This is a genomic window from Kribbella sp. NPDC049227 (genome assembly GCF_043197265.1).
Taxonomy (GTDB): Bacteria; Actinomycetota; Actinomycetes; order Propionibacteriales; family Kribbellaceae; genus Kribbella.
The window spans coordinates 810,081-836,538 of sequence record NZ_JBICST010000001.1 but is presented as its reverse complement, the minus strand read 5'-3'; the positions used below and the strand labels follow the sequence as shown (position 1 = coordinate 836,538).

Here is a 26,458-nt window from a genome sequence, read left to right as displayed (position 1 = left end):
GTTCGGGGCCTGACAGACATCCCGTGAGGAGGACCGGTGGGCGTAGAAGTCCGCGTCGAAGGTCTCACCAAGTCCTTCGGAAACCAGCTGATCTGGGGCGACGTGTCCCTGACGCTGCCCGCCGGCGAGATCTGCGTCATGCTCGGCCCGTCCGGCACCGGCAAGTCGGTGTTCCTCAAGACGCTGATCGGTCTGCTCAAGCCGGACAGGGGCCACATCTACATCGAGGGCACCGACATCGCGACCTGCAGCGAGCGCGAGCTGTACGAGATCCGCCGCCTGTTCGGCGTGCTGTTCCAGGACGGCGCGATGTTCGGCTCGATGAATCTGTACGACAACGTCGCCTTCCCGCTCCGCGAGCACACCAAGAAGTCCGAGTCCGAGATCCGCTCCATCGTGATGGAGAAGATGGAGATGGTCGGCCTCGTCGGCGCGGAGAAGAAGCTGCCCGGCGAGATCTCCGGCGGGATGCGCAAGCGGGCCGGCCTGGCCCGCGCGCTGGTGCTGGACCCCGAGATCCTGCTGGTCGACGAGCCGGACTCCGGTCTGGACCCGGTCCGTACGTCGTTCCTGAACCAGGTGATGATCGACCTGAACGAGGCCTTCGGCGCGACGTTCCTGATCGTCACCCACGACGTCAACACCGCGCGGACGGTGCCCGACAACATCGGCATGCTGTACCACCGGCATCTGGCCATGTTCGGACCGCGCGAGATGCTGCTGTCCAGCGAGGAGCCGGTCATCCGGCAGTTCCTGAACGCGCAGATGATCGGCCCGATCGGCATGTCCGAGGAGAAGGACGCCGACGAGCTGGCCGCCGAGGCCGGCCAGGAGCTGCCCCCGCTGCCGCCGATCCCGATCCAGCAGCTGCCGAGCAGCGGCATGCTCCGGGCCACGCAGCGCCCGCCGGGCGAGTGGTGCCAGGAGAACGGCGTCACCCCGCCACCGGGTTCGTTCGCGGATTCAAGGGTGGGCGCGACGTGACTGTTTCCGCGACCGCCCCGCTGAAGCACGCCGGTTCGCTGTTCTCCTTCGCTCTCGACACTGCCCGCGCCTCAGTGCGGCGGCCGTTCCAGTTGAGGGAGTTCCTTCAGCAGGCGTGGTTCGTCGCCAGTGTGACGATCATCCCGACCGCCCTGGTCGCGATCCCGTTCGGTGCGGTGATCGCCTTGCAGGTCGGCGGGCTGATCAAGCAGTTCGGCGCGCAGGCCTTCACCGGGTCGGCCGCCGTACTGGCCGTGGTCCGGGAGGCGTCGCCGATCGCGACCGCGCTGCTGATCGCCGGCGCCGGCGGTTCGGCGATCTGCGCGGACCTGGGCTCGCGGAAGATCCGCGAGGAACTGGACGCGATGATGGTGCTCGGCATCGACCCGATCCAGCGGCTGGTGGTGCCGCGGGTGCTGGCGACGATGCTGGTCGCGTTCTTCCTGAACGGTTTCGTCAGCGTGGTCGGCGTGATGGGCGGCTACGTCTTCAACGTCGTCCTGCAGGACGGCACACCAGGCAGTTATATAGCCTCGTTCACCGCGCTGGCTCACCTGCCCGACCTGTGGCAGGGGCAGGCGAAGGCACTGGTCTTCGGATTCATCGCCGCGGTCGTGGCGTCGTACAAGGGAGTGAACGCGGGCGGCGGGCCGAAGGGAGTCGGCGACGCGGTGAACCAGTCGGTCGTGATCACGTTCATGCTGCTGTTCGTCGCGAACTTCTCGATGACCGCGATCTACTTCCAGCTCGTTCCGCCGAAGGGGGCCTGAAGAATGTCAGCCCTCGTCGACACGCTGGTGAAGAAGCCGCTGCACTCGCTCGACCGGCTGGGCGAGCAGCTCTCGTTCTACCTCAAGGCGCTGGCCTGGTCGGGCAAGTCGATCACCCGGTACCGCAAGGAGATCCTCCGGCTGCTGGCCGAGGTCACGCTGGGCACCGGCGCCCTCGCGGTGATCGGCGGCACCGTCGGCGTGATCACGTTCCTCGCCTTCTTCACCGGCACCGAGGTCGGCCTGCAGGGCTACTCCGCGCTGAACCAGATCGGTACGTCGGCCTTCGCCGGATTCGTCAGCGCGTACATCAACACCCGTGAGATCGGCCCGCTGATCGCCGGGATCGCGCTGGCCGCGACCGTCGGCTGCGGCTTCACCGCGCAGTTGGGCGCAATGCGGATCAGCGAGGAGATCGACGCCCTCGAGGTGATGGCGATCCCGTCGCTGCCGTTCCTGGTCACCACCCGGATCATCGCCGGCCTGGTCGCGGTCATCCCGCTGTACGTCGTCGGCCTGCTCGCGTCGTACTTCGCCACCCGGCTCACCGTGACCACGTTCTACGGGCAGAGTACGGGCACGTACGACCACTACTTCCATCTCTTCCTGCCACCCGGCGATGTGTTGTGGTCGTTCGGCAAGGTGCTGGTGTTCTCCGTCCTCGTAATCCTGGTGCACTGCTACCACGGCTACCACGCGACCGGCGGTCCCGCCGGTGTGGGCGTCGCGGTCGGCCGTGCGGTCCGGACCTCCATCGTCGTCATCAACGTCGTCGACCTGCTGCTCTCGATGGCGATCTGGGGTACGACGACCACCGTCAGGCTGGCGGGGTGACGGCATGACGAGACGAGTCCTGGGGGTCGCCTTCATCGGCGTGCTGTGTTTCCTGCTCTGGTTGACGTACGCGTTCTACGCCAAGGTCTTCACCAAGACGGTCGACGTCGAACTGAAGACCAGCCACATCGGCCTGCAGCTGAACGAGCACGCCGACGTGAAGCTGCGCGGCATCATCGTCGGCGAGGTCCGCAGCGTCTCCACCGACGGCGACGAGGCGACGGTGAACCTGTCGCTCAAGCCGGACCAGATCGGCGAGATCTCGAGCGCGGTCAGCGCCCGGATCCTGCCGAAGACGCTGTTCGGTGAGAAGTACGTCGCCCTGGTGCCGCCGGAGGGCTCCGAGGGTCGCCACATCCGGGCCGGGGACGTGATCTCCCGGGACAAGACCGCGGTCGGCATCGAGATCGAGAAGGTGCTGAACGACGCGTTGCCGCTGCTGCAGGCGGTCGACCCGGCCGACCTGAACGCCACGCTGAACACACTGGCCACCGCGCTGGAGGGTCGCGGCGCCGAGATCGGCGGCACGCTGACCCAGCTGGACGGCTACCTGAAGAAGCTGAACCCGAACGTCCCGAAGCTGATGGATGCGCTGACCAAGCTCACCCAGGTCTCCGAGCTGTACGGCGACGCCACGCCGGACCTGGTCCGGGCGCTGCGCAACCTGACCGTCACCGGCAACACGGTGGTGGAGAAGCAGGCGCAGCTGCAGAAGTTCTTCGTCGACGTGCAGGGCCTGTCCTCGACCACGAACACGTTCCTGAAGCAGAACGAGGACAAGGTGATCCGGCTCGGCGAGGTGAGCCGGCCGGTGCTCGATCTGCTGGAGCGGTACTCGCCCGAGGTGCCGTGCTTCCTCAAGGTGATGACCGAGACCGCCCCGATCCTGAACGACACGTTCCGCGACGGCCGGCTGAACATCAACCTCGAACTGATCACCAACCAGCCGACGCCGTACGCCCCGAACGAACTCCCGGCGTACAAGGACCACCGTGGGCCGACCTGTGTCGGCAAGAACTACAGTCACCCCGGTGCGAAGCCGGGTCCGTACACCCAGCAGAACCCCGCGCCGTACATCACCGGTGACGACGGTGTGATCGGCGACCACAACAAGAACCAGCGCTTCCCGCTCAACCTGCAGCTGAACCGGGCGGTGCCGGGCTTCGACCTGGACACCGGCGGCGTCGGTACGCCGGCCGAGCAGCAGGTGATCGACTCGGTCGTCGGCCCCGCGATGGGCGTCCCGGCCACCGACGTACCCGATCTGACCACCCTGATGGTCGGCCCTCTCCTCCGGGGAGGGCAGGTGAATCTGAAATGAAGATCCTCGACAAGAAGACCTCGATCGACACCGTGCGGCTGGCGATCTTCGTGGTCGTGACGACGGTCGCGACCGCGCTGCTCGCCGTGACGATCGGGAACATCACGTTCAACGCGACGACGAAGTACCGCGCCGTGTTCACCGACGCGGTCGGGCTGAACAAGGGTGACGACATCCGGATCGCCGGCGTGAAGGTCGGGCAGGTCGACAAGATCGCGCTGTACCAGGACACCCTGGCGATGGTGACCTTCAGCGTCGACTCCGACCAGATCCTCGACGCCTCGACGCACGCGACGCTGCGCTACCGGAACCTGGTCGGCAACCGCTACATCGCGCTCACCGACGGCGTCGGTGGTGGCGACCGGATGAAGAAGAACGGCGTCATCCCGAAGGAGCGCACGGCTCCGGCGCTGGACCTGTCGGTGCTGTTCAACGGGTTCAAGCCGCTGTTCACCGCGCTCACGCCGGCGGACGTGAACCAGTTCGCGTTCGAGGTGATCAAGGTGCTGCAGGGCGAGGGCGGCACGATCGAGTCGCTGCTGGCCAAGACGGCGTCGCTGACCACCACGCTGGCCGACGCGGACCAGGTGATCGGTGACCTGATCACCAACCTGACCTCGACGCTGCAGATCGTCTCCCAGCGGCAGCAGAACTTCTCCCAGTTGCTGGTGAACCTGCAGCAGTTCATCACCGGGCTGAGCCAGGACATCAACCCGATCCTGAACTCGCTCGGTTCGATCAACTCGCTGAACACCAAGACGGCCGGCCTGCTGCAGCAGACCCGGGTGCCGATCAAGGCGGACCTGGACAAGATCCGCGCGGTCGCCACCACCCTGGACGACACCCAGGCGATCTGGGTCAAAACGCTGCAGAACATGCCGGGGAAGCTGAACACGATGACCCGGACCGCGTCGTACGGCTCCTGGTTCAACTTCTACCTGTGCAACTTCGACGGCAACGTCACCCTGCCGACCGGGACCCGCATCCCCGTTGCCTACGACAACAACTCGGCGAGGTGCACGAAGCCGTGAAGCCGTTCCGTGAGCAGAACCAGGTGACCGTCGGCGTGATCGGCCTGACCGTGATCGGGCTGATCATGCTGGCCGCGTTCAAGGCGCAGGACCTGCCGCTGATCGGTGGCGGGACGAAGTACTCCGCGCAGTTCTCCGAGGCCGGTGGCCTGAAGCCGAACGACGAGATCCGGGTCGCCGGCGTCCGCGTCGGGCAGGTGCGCAAGGTCGAGCTCGAGGGCACGCACGTGCGAGTCGACTTCGTGGTGGACAAGGGCGTCAAGCTCGGTGACCAGACCGGGGCCGAGATGAAGATCAAGACCCTGCTCGGCCAGAAGTACCTGAAGCTGAACCCGGCCGGCAAGGGCGAGCTGAAGGCCGGATCCGAGATCCCGCTGGACCGCACGGTCTCGGCGTACGACGTGGTGGACGCGTTCACGGATCTCGCGAACACGACCGAGCGGATCGACACCACGCAGCTGGCCAAGGCCCTGGACACGCTGTCGGCGACGTTCAAGAACACGCCCGACGAGGTGCAGGCGTCGCTGACCGGCCTGTCCCGGCTGTCTCAGAACGTCGCCAAGCGGGACGAGCAGCTGAAGCTGCTGCTGCAGCACTCGAACGTGGTCACCAAGGTCCTTGCCGACCGCAACCAGCAGCTGATCAAGCTGCTGAAGGACGGCAACTCGGTCTTCCAGGCCGTGCAGGCCCGGCGGGCACTGATCCACCAGTTGCTGGTCTCGACGCAGAAGCTGTCCGCGCAGATCACCGCGCTGGTCCGGGAGAACCGCAAGGACCTCACACCCACGCTGCAGAAGGTGAACGCGGTGCTGGCCACGCTGCTGAGGAACCAGAACGACCTGGACGCGAGCATCCGCGGGCTGGCGCCGTTCGTCAAGCTGTTCACGAACACCCTGGGCACGGGTCCGTGGTTCGACACCTACGTGCAGAACCTGGTCCCGGTGCCGGAGATCCCGGTGCCGAACGTCATGCCGCCCGGCCTGCCACCGATCCTGGGAGGTGGCGGCTGATGAAGCTCGCGTCACTGTCCCGCCTGGTCGCGATGGCGGTCGTCCTGGTGATCGTCACGGTCACGGTCATCTCGCTGTGGCCAAAGGCCGATCGAGTGTCCGCGACGGCGTACTTCCCGCGCGCTGTGTCGGTGTACCCCGGCTCCGACGTACGGATCCTCGGGATCAAGGTCGGTGAGGTGGAGAGCGTCACCCCTGCCGGGCGATCGGTCCGGGTGAAGTTCTGGTGGGAGGCCGAGCACAAGGTGCCGGCCAACGCCAAGGCGGTGATCGCCGCGCCGTCGATCGTGGCCGACCGGTACCTCCAGCTCACCCCGGTGTACGCCAAGGGTGACGTGATGGCCGATGGTGCCGAGATCCCGATGGACCGCACCGCCGTACCGCTGGAGCTGGACCAGATCTACCAGAGCCTGAATGACCTGTCCGTCGCCCTCGGGCCGAAGGGCGCGAACGACCAGGGCGCGCTGTCCCGGCTCCTGGACGTGTCCGCGCAGAACCTCAACGGCCAGGGCGCGAAGCTGAACCAGACGATCACCGACGTGTCCAAGCTGACCGGGACGCTGGCGAGCAATTCGCAGAGCCTGTTCTCGACCATCCGGCAGTTGCAGACGTTCGTGTCCGCACTCGCCGCGAACGACCAGTTGGTGAAGCAGTTCAACACCAACTTCGCGGCCACCTCGACCACCCTGGCCGGCGAGCGGAAGGACCTGGCCGCGTCGCTGTCGCTGCTGGCGACCGCACTCGGCGAGGTCGCGACGTTCGTGAAGGACAACCGGACGCTGGTGAAGACCACGGTCTCCGGCGCGACCGACCTGTCGCAGATCCTGGTCAAGGAGAAGGCCGCGCTGGCCGAGGTCCTCGACACGGCCCCGCTCGGCCTGGGCAACCTGGCCCGGATCTACAACCCGCAGTTCGGCACGCTGGACCAGCGGATCAACCTGGCCCAGCTGGACGACCCGGCGACGTTCATCTGTTCCCTGCTGCTGCAGGCCAACCAGCCGCTGTCGACCTGCTCCGCGCTGAAGCCGGTCTTCGACGCGCTGCCGAAGCTACCGCTGCTGAGCCAGATAACCGGCGCTCCGCCGAGCGGCGGCCCGGCCGGTACGCCATGGGCGCCGGCGCCGGCCCCGAAGCTGTCGAGCCCGGACCCGGTCGACCCGACTCTCGGGGGGCTGGTCCGATGAGACCCCGGATCAGACGCCGTACGAAGATCGTCGCCGGAGTGCTCGGCCTGGCCATGGTGCTGACCGGGTGCGACTTCAGCGTGTACTCGCTGCCGCTGCCCGGTGGCGCGAAGATCAAGGGACCGTCGTACACCGTGACGGTCGAGTTCGCCGACGTCCTGGACCTGGTGCCGAAGTCGTCGGTGAAGGTGGACGACGTCACCGTCGGCACGGTCGAGAAGGTCTGGCTGGACGGGTACGTCGCGAAGGTCCGGCTGAAGCTGCCGAAGAGCCTCGACCTGCCGGACAACGCGCGGGCGACGATCCGGCAGACCAGCCTGCTGGGCGAGAAGTTCGTCTCGCTCGCTCCGCCGACCGGGTCGGAGAAGCCGCGCGGGAAGCTGGAGAACGGCGAGCTCATCCCGCTGTCGCGGACCACCAGCAACGTCGAGGTCGAGGAAGTCCTGTCGGCGCTGTCGCTGCTGCTGAACGGCAGCGGTGTGGCCCAGCTGCAGATCATCACCCAGGAGTTGAACAAGGCGCTGACCGGCAACGAGCCGGCCATCCGCAGCGTGCTGACCCAGCTGAACACCTTCGTCGGGACCCTGGACCAGAACAAGCAGCGGATCGTCACCGCGATCACCGCGGTCGACGCGCTCGCCAAGAAGCTGAACGCCCAGAAGGCCACGTTGGCCACCGCGATCGACTCGCTGCCGAAGTCGATCGCGACGCTGGACAAGCAGCGGGCCGCCTTGGTCAAGACGCTGCAGGCCCTGGCGACACTGGGGAACACGGCGACGCGGGTGATCACCGCGTCCCAGAAGGACCTGGTCGCGAACCTGCAGTCGCTGTACCCGATCCTGACCAAGCTGGCCCAGGCGGGGGAGGACCTGCCGAAGTCGCTCGAGCTGCTGTTCACCTACCCGTTCCCGGACGGCGCGGCCAAGGCGGTCGGCGGTGACTTCACCAACCTCGGGATCACGCTGGACGTGAACACGCAGAAGGCACTGCAAGGCCTGCTGGGTCTCAAGCTGCCGACCGGAGGGCCCGCGTCGATCCCGTTGCCCGGTCTGAGCATCCCGCTGCACAACTCGACCAACCCGCAGGGCAACGGCCTGCCGGCGCTTCCGGTCCCGACCGGGACGGCGACGAGCTGCATCACGCTGCTCGGCCTGCCGGTCTGTACGCCGAAGCTGAACCGGCCCGGGCTCGATCCCGACCTGGCCCGGGCGCTGATGCCGGGGGTGGCGAAGTGATCACCAGAGCGGTCCGGATCCAGCTGATGGTGTTCCTGCTGATCACCGTCGTCGGTGTCGCCTTCGTGGGCGCGAAGTACGCCCAGGTGGACAAGCTGTTCTTCGACGAGGACTACACGGTCAGCGCCAGCTTCGCCGAGTCCGGCGGCATCTTCACCGGCGCCGAGGTGACGTACCGCGGCCAGCCGGTCGGCCGGGTCGGCGAACTCAAGCTGCTGTCCGACGGCGTCGAGGTGAACCTCGACATCGAGAAGAAGGCGAAGATCCCCAGCGACCTGCTCGCGGTGGTCGCGAACCGGTCCGCGATCGGCGAGCAGTACGTCGACCTGCAGCCGCGGCGCGACGGTGGTCCGTACCTGCGCGACAACTCCAAGATCGCCCGCGCGGACACCGCGATCCCGATCGACACCACCGAACTGCTGCTGAACCTGGACCAGCTGGTCAACTCGGTCGACAAGAAGAGCCTGCAGACCACGGTCCGCGAGCTCGGCGCGGCGCTGAAGGGCCGCGGCACCGACCTGCAGCGGATCATCGACAGCTCCGGCACGCTGATCGACGACGCGGACGCGAACATCCTGCAGACGATCAAGCTGATCAACGACGGCGACACCGTGCTGGCCACCCAGGTCGCCAGCGGCGACGCGATCAAGACCTGGGCGAAGAATCTCGCGCTGCTGTCCGACACCCTGGTGAGCTCGGACGCGGACCTGCGCCAGGTGATCGACCAGGGCTCGCTCGCGTCGCAGCAGGTCACCGGGCTGATCCAGGACAACCGGGCGGACATCGCGGTGCTGCTCGGTAACCTGCTGACGGTGAGCGAGATGACCGCGGTCCGGCTCGACGCCGTCGAGCAACTGCTGGTGGTGTACCCGGCGGTGTCGATGGGCGGGTACGTCGTACCGGCGAAGAACAGCGATGGGCACTACGACGCGCACTTCGGCCTGGTGCTCGGCTTCGACCCGCCCGCCTGCCGGGCCGGGTACGGCAGCACCAACAAGCGGGTCCCGCAGGATCTCACCAACACCCCGGCCAACAACAAGGCGGGTTGCACCGCGAAGCCCTCCACGGACGTGAACGTCCGCGGCGCGCAGAACAAGCCGAGCCCGTCGACCCGCGGCGACCGGAACCGGACCGGCTACGGCATCGGCTACGACCCGACCACCGGCGCCGCCGGCGGCTCCGGCGGAATGCCGGAGATCGTCCTCGGCTCGACCGGTGGGCAGGAAGAGCTGCTCGGCAGCGACTCCTGGAAAGCACTCATCCTTGGACCGGTGACCGGCAAGTGACTTCTGGTAAGTCCCGGCGGGGACCTCTGATTCTGGCGTGGGCGCTGAGCGTTCTGCTCGTGGTGGCGCTGGCGGGTACGACGCTGTCGGTGATCGCACTGCAGAAGCAGCGGGCCGACGACTCGCAGCGCGATGGCGCGATGAAGGCCGCCCGGCAGCTGGCGCTCGACTTCACGACGTACGACTACAAGACCTGGGACGCCGACGCGAAGCGGGTGCTGGACGACTCCACCGGTCAGTTCAAACAGGAGTTCCAGGCCGGCACCGACTCGGTGAAGGCCGAGGTGCTGACCAACAAGGCGACCTCCAAGGGTGACGTGAAGGAGGCCGCGGTGGTCTCGAACGACAAGGACTCCGCCCAGGTGCTGGTGATCGTCAACGCGGTCGTCACCAACACCGCCTCCACCCAGGGCGTGGAGCGCCGCTACCGGATCAAGCTGGACATGGTGCGCGACAGCGACCACTGGCTGACCGCCGACCTCCAGGTGGTGGGCTGATGCCGGACCGTTCCCGCAACCGCCCCCGGATCGCGGGCCAGCGCCGTACCCCAGGTACGGCGCCCGCCGCGGGCGAACTGACAACGAACGACACCGAAGCGGCCGCCGAGGGTGTGAGCCCCGCCACATCGGACCAGGCCGAGGTCTCCGTCCGGGTCGCCGATGACGACGAACCGGCTACCTGGAGTGACGACGAGGCCTTCAAGCTGACCGTCCTGGACCCGGAGGCGGGCGAGCCGGCCGAGCAGCACAGCGACCAGGGCGTCCAGGATCAGGTGACCTCCGGCAAGCGCGGCCTGTCCGTGGTGCTGTCCGTGGTGCTGGCGGTGGTCGTCGTACTCGTGCTGACCGTCGGGGCGGTGCTCGGGATCAAGGCGTGGCAGGGCAAGCAGGCCGAGGATGCCCGGGACCAGGCGGCCGCGGCCGGGCGGAAGGCGGCCGAGACCGCGCTCAGCTACGACTACCGCGACCTGGACAAGAGCTTCGCCGCGGCCCGGTCGACGATGACCCCGGACTTCGCCGCCAAGTTCGACGAGACCGCGAAGGTGGCCGGCGAACTGGCCACCAAGACCAAGGCGACGGTCAAGGCCGACGTCCGCGAGGTCGGGGTCCGTGACGGGAACGCCGACCGGGTCACGCTGATCATCTTCGTGAACCAGACCACCACCAGCACGATCACGAAGGGTAGTCCCCGGGTCGACCTCAACCGGACGAGGTTCACGATGGTCCGAAAGGACGGCCGATGGCTGGTCCAGGAGATCGCCGGACTGTAGTCTCTTTGTGACTCCGCACCAGGAGGGCGCCGGAGGTCTCGCGGGTGATCTACTCGCTGGAGACACCGGGTCGGTCCTTGACGGAAAGGGTGGTCCGACGGCATAGTGTTGGACCCCATTGGACAGGCTTGCCTGGATCATGTAATCTTGTGCTTTGCGCTGCCTTTAACCTCCACCCTGGTTCGGGTCTCGACTTGACTAGGGCGGTTCGGCGTGCGCTCCCAGCACCGAAGTGATTTCTGCGAGCCCGTGGAAGGACGCCCCTTGGTCGCCTCGCGCAACCCCCAGTCCGACAGCATTTCCGACGTTTCCGGCTCACCACGCCGCATCTCCTTCGCAAAGATCTCCGAACCTCTCGAGGTTCCGGATCTGCTTGCGCTGCAGGTGGACAGTTTCGACTGGCTGGTCGGCAACGAAACGTGGCAGGCCCGCGTGGCCGCCGCCGAGGCCGAGGGACGGACCGAACTGTCCGGCCCCTCCGGCCTGGAAGAGATTTTCGAGGAGATCTCCCCGATCGAGGACTTCAGCGGCACCATGTCGCTGTCGTTCCGCGACCACCGCTTCGAGCCTCCGAAGAACACGGTGGACGAGTGCAAGGAGCGGGACGTCACGTACTCCGCTCCGCTGTTCGTCACCGCCGAGTTCATGAACAACGAGACCGGTGAGATCAAGAGCCAGACCGTCTTCATGGGTGACTTTCCGCTGATGACGCGCAAGGGCACCTTCGTCATCAACGGCACCGAGCGGGTCGTCGTGTCCCAGCTCGTCCGCTCGCCCGGTGTGTACTTCGAGCGCACCCCGGACAAGACGTCGGACAAGGACATCTTCACCGCCAAGATCATCCCGTCGCGCGGCGCGTGGCTGGAGTTCGAGGTCGACAAGCGCGACATGGTCGGTGTCCGGCTGGACCGCAAGCGCAAGCAGAACGTCACCGTGCTGCTGAAGGCGCTCGGCTGGACCGACGCGCAGATCCTGGAGGAGTTCGGCGACTACGAGTCGATCCGGCTCACCCTGGAGAAGGACCACACCTCCGGGCAGGACGACGCGCTGCTGGACATCTACCGCAAGCTGCGGCCGGGTGAGCCGCCGACGCGGGAGGCCGCCCAGGCGCTGCTGGACAACTACTACTTCAACGGCAAGCGCTACGACCTGGCCAAGGTCGGCCGGTACAAGATCAACAAGAAGCTCGGCCGGGACGAGACCCACGACACCGCGGTGCTGACGATCAACGACATCGTCGCCACGATCAAGTACCTGGTGGCGCTGCACGAGGGCAAGACCGAGCTGCCCGCCCCGACCGGCGAGATCGTGGTCGAGGAAGACGACATCGACCACTTCGGCAACCGGCGGCTGCGTACCGTCGGCGAGCTGATCCAGAACCAGCTGCGCACCGGCCTGGCCCGGATGGAGCGCGTGGTCCGGGAGCGGATGACGACCCAGGACGTCGAGGCGATCACGCCGCAGACCCTGATCAACATCCGTCCGGTGGTGGCGGCGCTGAAGGAGTTCTTCGGCACCTCCCAGCTGTCGCAGTTCATGGACCAGACCAACCCGATCGCGGGCCTGACCCACAAGCGCCGGCTGAACGCGCTCGGCCCGGGTGGTCTGAGCCGCGAGCGGGCCGGCTTCGAGGTCCGCGACGTGCACCCGTCCCACTACGGCCGGATGTGCCCGATCGAGACTCCGGAAGGCCCGAACATCGGTCTGATCGGCTCGCTCGCGTCGTACGGCCGGGTGAACCCGTTCGGCTTCGTCGAGACGCCGTACCGCAAGGTCGTGTCCGGCCAGGTCACCGACCAGGTGGACTACCTGACCGCTGACGAGGAGGACCGGTTCGTCATCGCGCAGGCGAACGCCGCGCTGACCGACGACGACCGGCTCGCCGAGGACCGCGTGCTGGTTCGCCGGCGGCACGGTGAGGTCGAGCTCGCCCTGGTCGAGGACGTGGACTACATGGACGTCTCGCCGCGCCAGATGGTGTCGGTGGCGACCGCGATGATCCCGTTCCTCGAGCACGACGACGCCAACCGCGCGCTGATGGGCTCCAACATGCAGCGCCAGGCGGTGCCGCTGATCACCGCCGACGCTCCGCTGGTCGGCACCGGCATGGAGTACCGCGGTGCGGTCGACGCCGGTGACGTGGTCGTGGCCGACAAGGCCGGTGTGGTCAAGGAGGTCTCGGCCGACCTGATCGAGATCGCCGCCGACGACGGCACGTACCAGACCTACCGGCTGGCGAAGTTCCGCCGGTCGAACCAGGGCACCTGCATCAACCAGCGCCCGCTGGTCGACGCGGGGCAGCGTGTCGAGGTGAACTCCCCGCTCGCCGACGGTCCGTGCACCGACGAGGGCGAGATGGCGCTCGGCCGGAACATGCTGGTCGCGTTCATGCCGTGGGAGGGTCACAACTACGAGGACGCGATCATCCTGTCCCAGCGCGTCGTGCAGCAGGACCTGCTGACCTCGATCCACATCGAGGAGCACGAGGTCGACGCTCGCGACACCAAGCTGGGCCCGGAGGAGATCACCCGGGACATCCCGAACGTCTCCGACGAGATGCTGGCCGACCTGGACGAGCGGGGCATCATCCGGATCGGCGCCGAGGTCACCACCGGTGACATCCTGGTCGGCAAGGTCACCCCCAAGGGCGAGACCGAGCTGACCCCGGAGGAGCGGCTGCTGCGCGCGATCTTCGGTGAGAAGGCCCGTGAGGTCCGCGACACCTCGCTGAAGGTGCCGCACGGCGAGGAGGGCACCGTCATCGGTGTCCGCGTCTTCGACCGTGACAACGGCGACGAGCTGCCGCCGGGCGTCAACCAGCTGGTCCGGGTGTACGTCGCCCAGAAGCGGAAGATCTCGGTCGGCGACAAGCTGGCCGGCCGTCACGGCAACAAGGGCGTCATCTCCAAGATCCTGCCGGTCGAGGACATGCCGTTCCTCGAGGACGGCACCCAGGTCGACATCATCCTGAACCCGCTGGGCGTGCCCGGCCGGATGAACGTCGGTCAGGTGCTCGAGACCCACCTCGGCTGGATCGCCAGCCGCGGCTGGGAGATCGACCCGGAGAACCAGGAGGAGTGGGCACAGCGGCTGATCAAGATCGGCGCCGGCTCGGCTGCTCCGATGACGAACGTCGCCACCCCGGTGTTCGACGGCGCCAAGGAGGAGGAGGTCACCGGCCTGCTCAGCTCCACGCTGCCGAACCGCGACGGTGTCCGGATGGTCGACGGATCGGGCAAGGCCCGGCTGTTCGACGGCCGTTCGGGTGAGCCGTTCCCGGAGCCGGTCGGTGTCGGCTACATGTACATGCTGAAGCTTCACCACCTGGTCGACGACAAGATCCACGCACGGTCGACCGGTCCGTACTCGATGATCACCCAGCAGCCGCTGGGCGGTAAGGCGCAGTTCGGTGGTCAGCGGTTCGGCGAGATGGAGGTGTGGGCCCTGGAGGCCTACGGTGCCGCCTTCGCGCTGCAGGAACTGCTGACGATCAAGTCCGACGATGTCGTCGGGCGGGTCAAGGTGTACGAGGCGATCGTCAAGGGCGAGAACATTCCGGAGCCGGGTATCCCGGAGTCCTTCAAGGTTCTGGTCAAGGAAATGCAGTCCCTGTGTCTGAACGTGGAGGTGCTCTCGTCCGACGGAAGCCGGGTCGAGATGCGCGACAGCGAGGAGGACGTCTTCCGTGCCGCGGAGGAACTGGGCATCGACCTGTCCCGGCGGGAGCCGAACAGCGTCGAGGAGGTCTGAGCGGGTTGCCGCTTGAGATCAGCACACAACTCACTCAGACCAAACCCCTCGGGGGTCTGGGGGTCGCCCCCCAGATGGCAACAGCAACTATCGGGAGATAACACATCGTGCTCGACGTGAACTTCTTCGACGAGCTTCGGATCGGCCTGGCCACCGCGGATGAGATCCGTCAGTGGTCGCACGGCGAGGTCAAGAAGCCCGAGACGATCAACTACCGGACGCTCAAGCCCGAGCGTGACGGCCTTTTCTGCGAGAAGATCTTCGGTCCCACCCGGGACTGGGAGTGCTACTGCGGCAAGTACAAGCGCGTTCGCTTCAAGGGCATCATCTGCGAGCGGTGTGGCGTCGAGGTCACCCGCTCCAAGGTGCGCCGTGAGCGGATGGGCCACATCGAGCTGGCCGCGCCGGTCACCCACATCTGGTACTTCAAGGGTGTCCCGTCGCGACTCGGCTACCTGCTCGACCTCGCCCCGAAGGACCTGGAGAAGGTCATCTACTTCGCGGCGTACATGATCACCGACGTCGACGACGAGGCGCGGCACCGCGACCTGTCGTCGTTGGAGGGCCGGACCGACGTCGAGCGCAAGCAGCTCGAGAACCGGCGCGACAACGACATCGAGACGCGGATGAAGAAGCTCGAGGAGGACCTGGCGCAGCTCGAGGCCGAGGGCGCCAAGGCCGACGTACGCCGCAAGGTCAAGGAAGGCGCCGAGCGTGAGGTCAAGCAGCTGCGCGACCGTGCGCAGCGCGAGATCGACCGCCTCGACGAGGTCTGGACCCGGTTCAAGAACCTGAAGGTCCAGGACCTGGAGGGCGACGAGATCCTCTACCGCGCCATGAAGGAGCGGTTCGGCAAGTACTTCGAGGGCGCCATGGGTGCCGCCGCGATCCAGCGCCGGCTGGAGACCTTCGACCTGAAGGCCGAGGCGGACAACCTGCGCGAGACGATCAAGACCGGCAAGGGCCAGCGCAAGACCCGCGCCCTGAAGCGGCTCAAGGTCGTGACCGCGTTCCTGGCCACCAACAACAGCCCGATGGGCATGGTGCTCGACTGCGTGCCGGTGATCCCGCCGGACCTGCGGCCGATGGTCCAGCTCGACGGTGGCCGGTTCGCCACCTCGGACCTGAACGACCTGTACCGCCGGGTGATCAACCGGAACAACCGGCTCAAGCGACTGCTCGACCTGGGCGCGCCGGAGATCATCGTCAACAACGAGAAGCGGATGCTGCAGGAGGCCGTCGACGCACTGTTCGACAACGGCCGTCGTGGCCGTCCGGTCACCGGCCCGGGCAACCGGCCGCTGAAGTCGCTGTCCGACATGCTCAAGGGCAAGCAGGGCCGGTTCCGTCAGAACCTGCTCGGCAAGCGGGTCGACTACTCGGGCCGTTCGGTCATCGTCGTCGGTCCGCAGCTGAAGCTGCACCAGTGCGGTCTGCCGAAGGCGATGGCGCTGGAGCTGTTCAAGCCGTTCGTGATGAAGCGGCTGGTCGACCTCAACCACGCGCAGAACATCAAGTCCGCCAAGCGGATGGTCGAGCGCCAGCGCGCCCAGGTCTGGGACGTGCTGGAAGAGGTCATCACCGAGCACCCGGTCCTGCTGAACCGTGCGCCTACGCTGCACCGGCTCGGCATCCAGGCGTTCGAGCCGCAGCTGATCGAGGGCAAGGCGATCCAGATCCACCCGCTCGTCTGCTCCGCGTTCAACGCGGACTTCGACGGTGACCAGATGGCGGTGCACCTGCCGCTGTCGGCCGAGGCCCAGGCCGAGGCGCGGATCCTGATGCTGTCGACCAACAACATCCTGAAGCCGGCCGACGGCCGTCCGGTCACGATGCCGACGCAGGACATGATCATCGGCATCTACTTCCTGACCATGCTGAAGGAAGGCGCGCTGGGCGAGGGCCGGGCGTTCAGCTCGGTGGCCGAGGCGCTGATGGCGTTCGACCGCAACGAGCTGTCGCTGCAGGCCAAGATCACGCTGCGTCTGGACGAGTCCGGCGTACCGGCCGGTGCGACCGAGCGGGCCGAGGGCGGGTTCTCCCTGGAGACCACGCTGGGCCGGGCGCTGTTCAACGAGGCGCTGCCGACGGACTACCCGTTCGTCGACGTCGAGGTCGGCAAGAAGCAGTTGGGCGGGATCGTCAACGACCTGGCCGAGCGGTACTCCAAGGTCGAGGTCGCCAACGCCCTCGACGCGCTGAAGGACCTCGGTTTCCGCTGGGCCACCCGGTCCGGTGTGACCGTGTCGATCGACGACTTCAGCACGCCGCCGTCCAAGCCGGAGATCATGGCCCGGTACGAGTCGCAGGCCGAGAAGGTCCAGAAGCAGTTCGAGCGGGGTCTGATCACCTCGTCCGAGCGGCGCCAGGAGCTGATCGAGATCTGGACCGGCGCCAACGCCGAGGTCGGCAAGGCGATGGAGGAGAACTTCGAGAAGGCCAACCCGATCTGGATGATGGTCCACTCGGGTGCCCGAGGCAACATGATGCAGATCCGGCAGATCGCCGGTATGCGTGGCCTGGTGGCCAACCCGAAGGGTGAGATCATCGCCCGGCCGATCAAGTCCAACTTCCGTGAGGGTCTGTCGGTGGTCGAGTACTTCATCGCCACCCACGGTGCCCGGAAGGGTCTGGCCGACACCGCGCTGCGGACCGCCGACTCGGGGTACCTGACCCGTCGTCTGGTGGACGTCTCGCAGGACGTGATCATCCGCGAGGAGGACTGCGGCACCGAGCGGGGCCTGCCGAAGAAGATCGGCGAGCCCGGTCCGGACGGCAAGGTCGTGCACGCCGAGAACGTCGAGACCAGCGCGTACGCACGGACGCTGGCCACCGACGTGTCCGACGCGAGCGGCAAGGTCGTGCTGGCGGCCGGCAGCGATCTGGGCGACGTCTCGATCGCGAAGCTGGTCGAGGCCGGGATCGAGGAGGTCAAGGTCCGCTCCGTGCTGACCTGTGACGCCAAGACCGGTACCTGCGCGAAGTGCTACGGCCGTTCGCTGGCGACCGGCAAGCCGGTCGACATCGGCGAGGCGGTCGGCATCATCGCGGCCCAGTCCATCGGTGAGCCGGGGACGCAGCTGACGATGCGGACCTTCCACACCGGTGGTGTCGCGGGTGATGACATCACCCACGGTCTGCCGCGTGTGGTCGAGCTGTTCGAGGCCCGCCAGCCCAAGGGCAAGGCGCCGATCTCCGAGGCCGCCGGCCGGATCTCGATCGAGGACACCGACAAGACCCGGAAGCTGGTGCTCACCCCGGACGACGGTTCCGAGGATGTCGCCTACCCGGTGTCGAAGCGTGGCCGCCTGCTGATCGAAGAGGGTCAGCACGTCGAGGTCGGTCAGCAGCTGACGCAGGGTACGCCGGACCCGCAGGAGGTTCTGCGGATCCTGGGTGTCCGCAAGGCGCAGGAGCACCTGGTGGACGAGGTCCAGGAGGTGTACCGGTCGCAGGGTGTGGCCATCCACGACAAGCACATCGAGATCATCGTCCGGCAGATGCTGCGCCGGGTCACGGTGATCGAGTCGGGCGACGCCCAGCTGCTGCCGGGTGAGCTCGCGGACCGGATCATGTTCGAGGCGGAGAACCGCCGCGTGGTCGCCGAGGGCGGTACACCGGCCTCGGGTCGTCCGGTGCTGATGGGTATCACCAAGGCCTCGCTGGCCACCGAGTCGTGGCTGTCGGCCGCCTCCTTCCAGGAGACGACCCGCGTCCTGACCGAGGCCGCGATCCACGGCAAGTCCGACTCGCTGGTCGGTCTGAAGGAGAACGTCATCATCGGCAAGCTGATCCCGGCCGGTACGGGCATGGACCGGTACCGCAACATCCGGGTGGAGCCCACCGAGGAGGCGAAGGCCGCGATGTACTCGATGGTCGGCTACGAGTCGTACGACTACGACTTCGGCCCGTCCACCGGTCAGTCGGTCCCGCTCGACGACTTCGACCTCGGTTCCTACCAGAACTGAGCCGAGTCACTCCCTGACCGGGGCGGTGGGGCGGGGAAGAAGAGGTACCGAGGGCGGCACTCCCACCAGGGGGTGCCGCCCTCGCGGCATTCCGGCCAGGATGAACCATGGCCGAGAACAAGACCCGGAAGACGGACGCGTCCGTCGACGACTACCTGGCCGGCATCGCCGGAGTCCGGGGCGACGACGCCCGCGAGCTGAACGCGCTGATCACCAAGGCGACCGGTCTGGAGCCGGCCATGTGGGGACCGTCGATCGTCGGTTTCGGCGACCGCCACCTGGTCTACGACAGCGGTCGCGAGCTGGACTGGTTCGACGTCGGATTCGCGGCCCGGAAACAAGCACTGACGCTTTATCTGACCGCCGGTTTCGACGGGTACGACGAATTGCTCGCCCGCCTCGGGCCGCATTCGACCAGCGCCGGATGCCTGTACGTCAAACGCTTGGCAGACGTGGATTCCGGCGTTCTGACCGAGTTGGTACGCCGGTCTGCACAAGACACTCGGGGGCGGGGCTGAAAGTGTCCGGGTGATAGGCCAAGATTGGTCCATGACGGATCTCCCGGCCTATCTGCGGCCTTTCGTCCTGGGGGTATTGGACGGGCCCGACGTGCGGGTGGACAGGCTCGGAGAGATCGACATCTATCGTCCGGCCGGGACTGCCCGGACGGGCGCGATGCTGTTCGTGCACGGGGGACCGGGACCGGCCGAGCTCGTGGCCACACCACGGCACTGGCCGGTCTACAAGGGCTATGCGACCGCTGTCGCCAGGCGAGGCCTGGTGGCCGCAGTCGTCGACCACAGCCTGATTCGCGGCTTCGACCAGTTGGTCACCGCCGCGGACGAGGTGGAGGCTGCGATCGGCGTACTGCGTTCTGATCCACGGGTCGACCCCGATCGGGTCGGGCTGTGGTTCTTCTCCGGTGCGGGCCTGCTGGCCGGGGAGTGGCTGGACAGCCGCCCCGACTGGCTGCGCTGCATCGCCCTGACCTACCCCCTGCTCGCCACCCCGCCCGGTGTCGACGAGTTGGTCACCGCCGCCGAAGTGATCGGGAAACACAAGGATCTGCCGGTGCTGCTCACCCGAGCCGGACGCGAGCGTGAGGAACTCGCCGGTCCGGTCGCGGAGTTCGTCTCCGCAGGTGGCAGCGCGCTGGACATCATCGACGTACCGAAAGGGCACCACGGGTTCGACATGCTCGACCACACCGAAGAATCACGCGCCGCCGTCACCAAGGCTCTGGACTGGGCGATCGCCCACCTGGGCGAGGACCCGGACGGCGTGACCACGGCATCCACCTCACCGACGACCACCACCAAGACCCGGGCCAAGAGCGCCCCGGCATCACGAAAGACCGCTGCGCGTCCGCCGGCCGCGGCTGAACCGCTGATGGATCTCCCGACTCCGGCTGCGCCCGCCAGTCAGCCGGCGCCGACCGCTCCGGTTCCGACGCTCGATCCTCTTCCGACCACTCCCGCCGTTCCGGTGGACACTCCGGCGGCCCGGGTGGTGGGGCGCGAGCACGCGGCGTACGCGGCGCACGACCTGGAGGCGTTCCTGGCGATGTACTCGCCGACCGCCCGGATCCACCTCGCCGACGGCACCGAGCTGAAGGGCCGCCGGTTCCTGCGCGAGTACTACGGGTCACGGTTCGCCGCCGGCCGGTGCAAGACCGAGGTCGTGCAGAAGCTGATGCTGGGGGAGTGGGTCGTCGAGCACGTGCTGGCCTACGACACCGGCGAAGGGGTCCCGATGATCGCGCTGTACCGCGTCTCCGAGGGGCTGATCACCGACGTCGAGTTCCGTGCCTGACGGACCGATCGACTATCTGGCCGAGTTCGAGCGGACGGCCGCGGAATTCGCGGCCGTCCTCGACCAGGCCGACCCGGCCTCCGAGGTGCCTGCCTGCCCGGGCTGGACGCTGGCCGACCTGGCCCTGCACGTCGGCTCCGGCCAGCGCTGGGCGGCGTCGATCCTGCTCAGCGGCACCTCCCAGAGGGTCCCGGAGGTCCTGCGGACGACGATCTCCTGGAGCGACTGGTATGCCGGTACGACCGCGGCGCTGGCCGCCGCGATCCGGGCGGTCGATCCGGACGAGCCGTGCTGGAACTTCGCGCCGGTCGCGCAGTACGCGGGATTCTGGTCCCGGCGGCGCATGCATGAGACAGCCATCCACCTCGTGGACGCGGTCCAGGCCGGCGTGGCGCCGGATGGACAGGCCGCCAGTGGTCTGGCCGTCGTACCTGCGGCCCTGGCGGCCGACGGGGTGGACGAAGTGTTCGGGGTCTTCCTGCCGCGGATGCTGGCCCGGCGGGTCGCGCCGGCGGTCACCCGGCGGATCGGCGTACGGGCGACCGACACGGGCGACGAGTGGACGCTGACGCCTGTGTCAGAAGGGGATCCGCCCCAGGTGGAGCGAGGTGCGGCAGCCGGTGAGGCGGTTGTCTCGGGCACTGCCGCCGAGCTCGATCTGTGCCTCTGGAAGCGGTTGCCGGGGAGCGTTCTGACAGTCGAGGGGGACCAGGCGGTGGCATCCGCTTTCCTGGCCGGAAGGGCCACTCCGTAGACCCTGTAAACTGGAGGAGCGGACCAGCCTCAGGCCCGTGCGGTCAGTCATTTTGACCGTGGTTGAGGCAGCCGCTAGTCTTAACGATCGTGCCCGGGTCATCCTGGGCCGTCATGCGTGCCCCTGGTCGAACGGGTTGCGCGCGTGGCACGGGACTCCTGCCGACAGTCTGGAAGATTACGGCTTCGGTACGCCCGTGCGCACGCGACACACCCGACCGCGGGGGTCAGCAAAAGCAGAGCAGAAGAAAGCCGGACGACAGAAAGAGACCTACGCGGTGCCCACCATTCAGCAGCTGGTCCGCAAGGGCCGCCAGGACAAGGTGTCCAAGAACAAGACGCCCGCCCTGAAGGGTTCCCCTCAGCGTCGCGGTGTGTGCACGCGCGTCTACACGACCACGCCGAAGAAGCCGAACTCGGCCCTTCGCAAGGTCGCGCGTGTCCGCCTGACCAGCGGCATCGAGGTCACCGCGTACATCCCCGGCGTCGGCCACAACCTGCAGGAGCACTCGATCGTGCTCGTGCGTGGCGGTCGTGTGAAGGACCTGCCGGGTGTCCGGTACAAGATCATCCGCGGTTCGCTCGACACCCAGGGTGTGAAGAACCGCAAGCAGGCGCGCAGCCGTTACGGCGCGAAGAAGGAGAAGAGCTAATGCCGCGCAAGGGCCCCGCCCCGAAGCGTCCGGTCATCATCGACCCGGTCTACAGTTCGCCGCTCGTCACCCAGTTGATCTCCAAGATCCTGGTCGACGGCAAGAAGCAGATCGCGCAGAGCATCGTCTACACCGCGCTCGAGGGCACCCGGACCAAGACCGGCACCGACCCGGTGATCACGCTCAAGCGTGCGCTGGACAACGTGAAGCCGAGCATCGAGGTGAAGAGCCGCCGCGTCGGTGGCGCGACCTACCAGGTGCCGATCGAGGTCAAGCCGGGCCGGTCCACCACGCTGGCGCTGCGCTGGCTGACGACGTACTCCCGGGCGCGTCGCGAGAAGACCATGTCCGAGCGCCTGATGAACGAGATCCTGGACGCCTCCAACGGCCTGGGAGCCTCGGTCAAGCGCCGCGAGGACACGCACAAGATGGCCGAAGCCAACAAGGCTTTCGCCCACTACCGCTGGTGATCCGGGGTCCGATCCGGACCCCAGCGCTCACCCTTTGACAGCAGTACAGAATCGAGAGGTAGACCACCGAGGTGGCCGTACAAATCACCACCGACCTGGCCAAGGTCCGCAACATCGGGATCATGGCTCACATCGACGCCGGCAAGACGACGACGACCGAGCGGATCCTCTTCTACACCGGTATCACCTACAAGATCGGTGAGGTCCACGACGGCGCCGCCACGATGGACTGGATGGAGCAGGAGCAGGAGCGCGGCATCACGATCACGTCCGCCGCGACGACCTGCACCTGGAAAGACCACACCATCAACATCATCGACACCCCTGGGCACGTCGACTTCACCGTCGAGGTGGAGCGCTCGCTGCGCGTCCTGGACGGTGCCGTCGCGGTGTTCGACGGCGTTGCCGGCGTCGAGCCGCAGTCCGAGACCGTGTGGCGTCAGGCCGACCGGTACGGCGTACCGCGGATCTGCTTCGTCAACAAGCTCGACCGGACCGGCGCGGAGTTCATGCGCTGCGTCGACATGATCGTCGACCGGCTGGCCGCGGTGCCGCTGGTGCTGCAGCTGCCGATCGGTGCCGAGTCCGACTTCATCGGCGTCGTCGACCTGATCGGGATGCGTGCGCTGACCTGGCGCGGCGAGACGACGATGGGTGAGGACTACACGGTCGAGGAGATCCCGGCCAGCCACACCGAGATCGCCGCCGAGTGGCGCGACAAGCTGATCGAGACGCTGGCCGAGGCCGACGACGAGATCATGGAGATGTACCTCGAGGGCGAAGCGCCCACCGAGGAGCAGATCATGGCCGGCATCCGGCGCGCGACGATCGCGAGCAAGCTGACCCCGGTGCTGACCGGGACCGCGTTCAAGAACAAGGGCGTCCAGCCCCTGCTCGACGCGATCAACGCGTTCCTGCCGAGCCCGCTCGACGTTCCGGCCATCGAGGGCCACGACGTCAAGGACAGCGAGCAGGTCGTCCTGCGCAAGCCGGACGACAGCGAGCCGTTCTCGGCGCTGGCGTTCAAGATCGCGGCCGATCCGCACCTGGGCAAGCTGACCTTCATCCGGGTGTACTCGGGCAAGCTCGAGACCGGCACCCAGGTCCTGAACCCCACCAAGGGGCGCAAGGAGCGGATCGGCAAGATCTACCGGATGCACGCGAACAAGCGTGAGGAGATCGCGTCGATCGGCGCCGGCCACATCGTCGCCGTGATGGGTCTGAAGGACACCACCACCGGTGAGACGCTGGCCGACCCGGCCAAGCCGGTCGTGCTGGAGTCGATGCAGTTCCCGGCCCCGGTCATCTCGGTCGCCATCGAGCCGAAGTCGAAGGGCGACCAGGAGAAGCTGGGCGTCGCGATCCAGCGGCTGGCCGAGGAGGACCCGACCTTCCAGGTCCGGACCGACGAGGACACCGGCCAGACGATCATCGCCGGTATGGGCGAGTTGCACCTCGAGGTGCTGGTCGACCGGATGAAGCGCGAGTTCCGCGTCGAGGCCAACGTCGGCAAGCCGCAGGTCGCCTACCGCGAGACGATCAAGAAGAAGGTCGAGAAGGTCGACTACACGCACAAGAAGCAGACCGGTGGTTCGGGTCAGTTCGCGCGCGTGATCATCAACATCGAGCCGACCTCGGTCGAGGCCGGCGGCGAAGGCGGCTACGAGTTCGTCAACTCCGTCACCGGTGGCCGGATCCCGCGGGAGTACATCCCGTCGGTGGACGAGGGCGCGCAGGAAGCGATGGAGTTCGGCGTACTGGCCGGCTACCCGATGGTCGACGTCAAGGTCACGCTGACCGACGGCGCCTACCACGATGTCGACTCCTCCGAACTGGCCTTCAAGATCGCCGGTTCGATGGCGTTCAAGGATGCCGCCCGCCGGGCGAATCCGGTCATCCTGGAGCCGATGTTCTCGGTCGAGGTCACCACCCCTGAGGACTACATGGGTGAAGTGATCGGCGACCTCAACTCTCGCCGTGGCCAGATCCAGTCGATGGACGAGGGCCCCGGTGGCAGCCGGGTCGTGAAGGCTCTGGTGCCGTTGTCGGAGATGTTCGGGTATGTCGGTGACCTGCGTTCCAAGACGCAGGGCCGCGCGTCGTACTCGATGCAGTTCGATTCCTACGCCGAGGTTCCGAAGAACGTGGCGGAAGAGATCATCAAGAAGGCCCGGGGCGAGTAGTCTCTCGCTCCTGACCACCACACCCCAAGCGCGTCGGCGTACGGCGTAGTCAACATTTAACTAGGAGGGCCCCAGTGGCGAAGGCGAAGTTCGAGCGGACTAAGCCGCACGTCAACATCGGCACCATCGGTCACATCGACCACGGTAAGACCACTCTTACCGCGGCGATCACCAAGGTGCTGCACGACAAGTACCCGACGCTCAACGAGGCATCGGCCTTCGATCAGATCGACAAGGCGCCCGAAGAGCGTCAGCGCGGTATCACCATCTCCATCGCGCACGTCGAGTACCAGACCGAGGCCCGGCACTACGCCCACGTCGACTGCCCGGGTCACGCGGACTACATCAAGAACATGATCACCGGTGCGGCTCAGATGGACGGCGCGATCCTGGTCGTCGCCGCCACCGACGGCCCGATGCCGCAGACGCGTGAGCACGTTCTGCTCGCCCGCCAGGTCGGCGTGCCGGCCATGGTCGTGGCGCTGAACAAGTGCGACATGGTCGACGACGAGGAGATCCTGGAGCTCGTCGAGCTCGAGGTCCGCGAGCTGCTCTCGGAGCAGGAGTTCGACGGCGACAACGCGCCGATCGTCCGCGTCGCCGCTCACCCGGCGCTGCAGGGCGACGAGAAGTGGGGCGAGTCGATCATCGAGCTGATGAACGCGGTGGACTCCTACATCCCGCAGCCGCAGCGTGAGATCGACAAGCCGTTCCTGATGCCGGTGGAGGACGTCTTCACCATCACGGGTCGCGGTACGGTCATCACCGGCCGGATCGAGCGCGGTGTCGTCAAGATCAACGAGACCGTCGACATCGTCGGCATCCGTCCGGAGAAGCAGACCACCACGGTCACCGGTATCGAGATGTTCCGCAAGCTGCTGGACGAGGGCCAGGCCGGTGAGAACGTCGGTCTGCTGCTTCGTGGCACCAAGCGCGAGGACGTCGAGCGCGGCATGGTCGTCATCAAGCCGGGCACCACGACCCCGCACACCAACTTCGACGCTTCGGTCTACATCCTGTCGAAGGAGGAGGGCGGCCGTCACACGCCGTTCTTCCAGAACTACCGGCCCCAGTTCTACTTCCGCACCACGGACGTCACCGGCGTCGTCACGCTGCCCGAGGGCACCGAGATGGTCATGCCGGGCGACAACACCGACATGTCGGTCGAGCTGATCCAGCCGATCGCCATGGAAGAGGGTCTGAAGTTCGCGATCCGCGAAGGTGGCCGCACCGTCGGCGCCGGCCGGGTCACCAAGATCATCAAGTGATCTCACGAGGTCCGCGAGGGCTCGCATCCTGAGCCCCGCGGACCTCTGCTTTGTGCCTGATCCGGTGCACAGGTGGCACCGGATCAGGCGTGGAGCCACCCGATTGGCGTTTCGGCGCCGATCTCTGGCACAATATTCAGGTTGCTCAGGCGAGGCCGCCGGGGCGCGCCCCAGACCATGCGTCTGGCGAGTGCGCCGGACCGGAGACCATGCCGAGGTTCCGGTCCGAGACCGGGCCCCGATCACCATTCCAGGTCGATGAAGCGGTGAGTCACGTGCGTGCCGCGCACGCGACACACCCGACCGCGGGGGTCGGAGCAACGCAACGAAGACGATAGAGAAGGACGAAGCGAAGCGATGGCGGGACAGAAGATCCGCATCCGGCTGAAGGCCTACGACCACGAGGTCATCGACAGCTCGGCGCGCAAGATTGTCGACACGGTGACGCGTACTGGTGCGAAGGTTGCTGGCCCGGTGCCGTTGCCGACGGAAAAGAACGTGTTCTGCGTCATCCGCTCGCCGCACAAGTACAAGGACAGCCGCGAGCACTTCGAGATGCGCACCCACAAGCGGCTCATCGACATCATCGACCCCACGCCGAAGACCGTCGACTCGCTGATGCGGCTCGACCTGCCGGCCGGTGTCGACATCGAGATCAAGCTCTGAGGGACGCGAA

21 protein-coding genes are annotated in these 26,458 nt (G+C 67.0%); all 21 read left to right on the top strand.

Annotated elements, in window-relative coordinates:
* Window positions 1–36: 36 nt before the first annotated feature.
* The 21 genes from ACGFH6_RS04215 (at window position 37) to rpsJ (ending at window position 26,448) form a co-directional block, all read left to right on the top strand.
* Entirely contained in the window at window positions 37–984 is a 948-nt protein-coding gene (locus tag ACGFH6_RS04215) for an ABC transporter ATP-binding protein (RefSeq protein WP_393380324.1), read from the top strand.
* Window positions 981–1,754 carry an ABC transporter permease gene (locus ACGFH6_RS04210; protein WP_131361050.1) on the top strand — a complete coding sequence of 258 codons (774 nt, stop codon included), beginning with the start codon at window positions 981–983 and terminating at the stop codon, window positions 1,752–1,754. The genes ACGFH6_RS04215 and ACGFH6_RS04210 overlap by 4 nt, the downstream gene beginning before the upstream one ends.
* 3 nt (window positions 1,755–1,757) lie before the next feature.
* Window positions 1,758–2,588 carry an MlaE family ABC transporter permease gene (locus tag ACGFH6_RS04205; RefSeq protein WP_393380322.1) on the top strand — a complete coding sequence of 277 codons (831 nt, stop codon included), beginning with the start codon at window positions 1,758–1,760 and terminating at the stop codon, window positions 2,586–2,588.
* A gap of 4 nt (window positions 2,589–2,592) precedes the next feature.
* Window positions 2,593–3,909: an MCE family protein gene (locus tag ACGFH6_RS04200; RefSeq protein WP_393380320.1), complete on the top strand. Its 1,317-nt coding sequence runs from the start codon at window positions 2,593–2,595 to the stop codon at window positions 3,907–3,909.
* The gene (locus tag ACGFH6_RS04195) at window positions 3,906–4,940 is read left to right on the top strand and encodes an MCE family protein (RefSeq protein WP_393380318.1); all 1,035 of its coding nucleotides are present in this window, start codon (window positions 3,906–3,908) and stop codon (window positions 4,938–4,940) included. The genes ACGFH6_RS04200 and ACGFH6_RS04195 overlap by 4 nt, the downstream gene beginning before the upstream one ends.
* Window positions 4,937–5,950 (top strand): MCE family protein, encoded by a 1,014-nt coding sequence (locus ACGFH6_RS04190; protein ID WP_393380316.1) that lies wholly within the window; start codon window positions 4,937–4,939, stop codon window positions 5,948–5,950. The genes ACGFH6_RS04195 and ACGFH6_RS04190 overlap by 4 nt, the downstream gene beginning before the upstream one ends.
* Window positions 5,950–7,134 (top strand): MCE family protein, encoded by a 1,185-nt coding sequence (locus tag ACGFH6_RS04185; RefSeq protein ID WP_393380315.1) that lies wholly within the window; start codon window positions 5,950–5,952, stop codon window positions 7,132–7,134. Before ACGFH6_RS04190 ends, ACGFH6_RS04185 begins: the two co-directional genes overlap by 1 nt.
* Entirely contained in the window at window positions 7,131–8,369 is a 1,239-nt protein-coding gene (locus ACGFH6_RS04180) for an MCE family protein (RefSeq protein WP_393380313.1), read from the top strand. The genes ACGFH6_RS04185 and ACGFH6_RS04180 overlap by 4 nt, the downstream gene beginning before the upstream one ends.
* Window positions 8,366–9,655, top strand: coding sequence for an MCE family protein (locus ACGFH6_RS04175; RefSeq protein WP_393380312.1), 1,290 nt, complete (start codon window positions 8,366–8,368; stop codon window positions 9,653–9,655). The genes ACGFH6_RS04180 and ACGFH6_RS04175 overlap by 4 nt, the downstream gene beginning before the upstream one ends.
* Window positions 9,652–10,152, top strand: a complete 501-nt coding sequence (locus tag ACGFH6_RS04170) for a hypothetical protein (RefSeq protein ID WP_393380310.1) — start codon at window positions 9,652–9,654, stop codon at window positions 10,150–10,152. Before ACGFH6_RS04175 ends, ACGFH6_RS04170 begins: the two co-directional genes overlap by 4 nt.
* Window positions 10,152–10,925, top strand: coding sequence for a hypothetical protein (locus ACGFH6_RS04165; RefSeq protein ID WP_393380308.1), 774 nt, complete (start codon window positions 10,152–10,154; stop codon window positions 10,923–10,925). The genes ACGFH6_RS04170 and ACGFH6_RS04165 overlap by 1 nt, the downstream gene beginning before the upstream one ends.
* Window positions 10,926–11,189: 264 nt before the next feature.
* Window positions 11,190–14,675, top strand: coding sequence for a DNA-directed RNA polymerase subunit beta (rpoB, locus tag ACGFH6_RS04160; protein WP_360446684.1), 3,486 nt, complete (start codon window positions 11,190–11,192; stop codon window positions 14,673–14,675).
* A 107-nt stretch (window positions 14,676–14,782) separates the two neighbouring features.
* Complete coding sequence (locus ACGFH6_RS04155; RefSeq protein WP_393380306.1) at window positions 14,783–18,643, top strand: DNA-directed RNA polymerase subunit beta'; 3,861 nt, start codon at window positions 14,783–14,785, stop codon at window positions 18,641–18,643.
* Between the two features lie 107 nt (window positions 18,644–18,750).
* Window positions 18,751–19,161: a DUF1801 domain-containing protein gene (locus ACGFH6_RS04150; protein WP_393380305.1), complete on the top strand. Its 411-nt coding sequence runs from the start codon at window positions 18,751–18,753 to the stop codon at window positions 19,159–19,161.
* A gap of 31 nt (window positions 19,162–19,192) precedes the next feature.
* On the top strand, window positions 19,193–20,455 hold the full coding sequence (locus ACGFH6_RS04145) for a nuclear transport factor 2 family protein (RefSeq protein WP_393380303.1): 1,263 nt from the start codon (window positions 19,193–19,195) through the stop codon (window positions 20,453–20,455).
* Entirely contained in the window at window positions 20,448–21,209 is a 762-nt protein-coding gene (locus ACGFH6_RS04140; protein ID WP_393380301.1) for a maleylpyruvate isomerase N-terminal domain-containing protein, read from the top strand. Before ACGFH6_RS04145 ends, ACGFH6_RS04140 begins: the two co-directional genes overlap by 8 nt.
* Window positions 21,210–21,486: 277 nt before the next feature.
* Window positions 21,487–21,861, top strand: coding sequence for a 30S ribosomal protein S12 (gene rpsL, locus ACGFH6_RS04135; protein ID WP_012923692.1), 375 nt, complete (start codon window positions 21,487–21,489; stop codon window positions 21,859–21,861).
* Complete coding sequence (rpsG, locus tag ACGFH6_RS04130) at window positions 21,861–22,331, top strand: 30S ribosomal protein S7 (RefSeq protein WP_131361025.1); 471 nt, start codon at window positions 21,861–21,863, stop codon at window positions 22,329–22,331. Before rpsL ends, rpsG begins: the two co-directional genes overlap by 1 nt.
* 122 nt (window positions 22,332–22,453) lie before the next feature.
* Complete coding sequence (gene fusA, locus ACGFH6_RS04125; RefSeq protein WP_393381148.1) at window positions 22,454–24,514, top strand: elongation factor G; 2,061 nt, start codon at window positions 22,454–22,456, stop codon at window positions 24,512–24,514.
* A gap of 74 nt (window positions 24,515–24,588) precedes the next feature.
* Window positions 24,589–25,782, top strand: a complete 1,194-nt coding sequence (tuf, locus tag ACGFH6_RS04120) for an elongation factor Tu (RefSeq protein WP_393380299.1) — start codon at window positions 24,589–24,591, stop codon at window positions 25,780–25,782.
* 357 nt (window positions 25,783–26,139) lie between these two features.
* Window positions 26,140–26,448 (top strand): 30S ribosomal protein S10, encoded by a 309-nt coding sequence (gene rpsJ / locus ACGFH6_RS04115; protein WP_012923688.1) that lies wholly within the window; start codon window positions 26,140–26,142, stop codon window positions 26,446–26,448.
* The last annotated feature ends 10 nt before the right edge of the window (window positions 26,449–26,458 follow it).

Coding starts and splice junctions, on each gene's coding strand:
- ACGFH6_RS04205 (WP_393380322.1), top strand. CDS start 1,758: ATGTCAGCCCTCGTCGACACGCTGGTGAAGAAGCCGCTGCACTCGCTC.
- ACGFH6_RS04200 (WP_393380320.1), top strand. CDS start 2,593: ATGACGAGACGAGTCCTGGGGGTCGCCTTCATCGGCGTGCTGTGTTTC.
- ACGFH6_RS04195 (WP_393380318.1), top strand. CDS start 3,906: ATGAAGATCCTCGACAAGAAGACCTCGATCGACACCGTGCGGCTGGCG.
- ACGFH6_RS04185 (WP_393380315.1), top strand. CDS start 5,950: ATGAAGCTCGCGTCACTGTCCCGCCTGGTCGCGATGGCGGTCGTCCTG.
- ACGFH6_RS04180 (WP_393380313.1), top strand. CDS start 7,131: ATGAGACCCCGGATCAGACGCCGTACGAAGATCGTCGCCGGAGTGCTC.
- ACGFH6_RS04165 (WP_393380308.1), top strand. CDS start 10,152: ATGCCGGACCGTTCCCGCAACCGCCCCCGGATCGCGGGCCAGCGCCGT.
- ACGFH6_RS04150 (WP_393380305.1), top strand. CDS start 18,751: ATGGCCGAGAACAAGACCCGGAAGACGGACGCGTCCGTCGACGACTAC.
- ACGFH6_RS04145 (WP_393380303.1), top strand. CDS start 19,193: ATGACGGATCTCCCGGCCTATCTGCGGCCTTTCGTCCTGGGGGTATTG.
- rpsG (WP_131361025.1), top strand. CDS start 21,861: ATGCCGCGCAAGGGCCCCGCCCCGAAGCGTCCGGTCATCATCGACCCG.
- fusA (WP_393381148.1), top strand. CDS start 22,454: ATGGCTCACATCGACGCCGGCAAGACGACGACGACCGAGCGGATCCTC.
- rpsJ (WP_012923688.1), top strand. CDS start 26,140: ATGGCGGGACAGAAGATCCGCATCCGGCTGAAGGCCTACGACCACGAG.